Source organism: Priestia sp. P5_B4 (genome assembly GCF_056400385.1).
Window position 1 is genome coordinate 1 of sequence record NZ_JBFULJ010001257.1, and the last position, 831, is coordinate 831.

Genomic DNA, 831 nt, shown 5'->3' on the forward strand with positions numbered 1-831 from the left:
CGGTGACGAAGCTCTCGCACCTGCATTGCGTCGCGACCGACGATGCGCACGCGCGCGTGCTGCAACTGGGCGAAGCGCCGGATCGCGTGTTCCTCGTCGGTGGCCTTGGCGCCGATGCGATCAAGCGCCTGCCGCTGCTGTCGCGCGCGGATCTCGAAGCGAGCCTCGGCTTCCCGCTGCTGGATCGCAATCTGTTGGTGACCTTCCATCCGGTGACGCTCGAGGCCGAGGCGTCGCTTTCGCAACTCGATGCATTGCTCGATGCACTCGCGCCGCTGCAGGACACGCGCCTGATCTTCACGCTGCCGAACGCCGATGCCGGCAATCGCGCGATCGCCGATCGCATCGCCCCCTTCGTCGCCGCGCATTCGAATGCCCGTGCCGTCGCGTCGCTCGGGCAGTTGCGTTACCTGTCCTGCGCCCGCCAGGTCGACGCGGTGGTCGGAAATTCGTCGAGCGGCGTCGCCGAAGCGCCGAGCCTGGGCGTGGCGACCATCGACATCGGCGACCGCCAGGCCGGGCGACCGCGCGCGAGCAGCGTGGTGCATTGCGAGCCCACACGCGACGCCATCGAGGGCGCTCTGCGCACGGTCTACGACCCGGCGTTCCGCGCAAGCCTGCAAGACACGCGCAATCCCTACGGCGACGGTGGCGCCGCCGAACGCATCGTGCGCGTGCTCGCGACGCATCCGCTGGAGGGCCTGGCGCGCAAGCGGTTCCGCGACCTCGACTGCGCGCCCGTGCATGGAGACAAGCGATGAAGGATTGGCAACAGGTCCTCGTCGCACCCGACGACACCATCGAGTCGGCCGTGCGCGTGCTGGACAAGGG

The 831-nt window shown here is 69.2% G+C and carries 1 protein-coding gene; it reads left to right on the top strand.

What is annotated here, in order from left to right; translation table 11 throughout:
- A partial coding sequence (gene neuC / locus AC1DRF_RS30335) for a UDP-N-acetylglucosamine 2-epimerase (RefSeq protein WP_477742610.1) occupies positions 1-761 on the top strand: 761 nt, incomplete at its 5' end.
- Positions 762-831 lie beyond the last annotated feature (70 nt).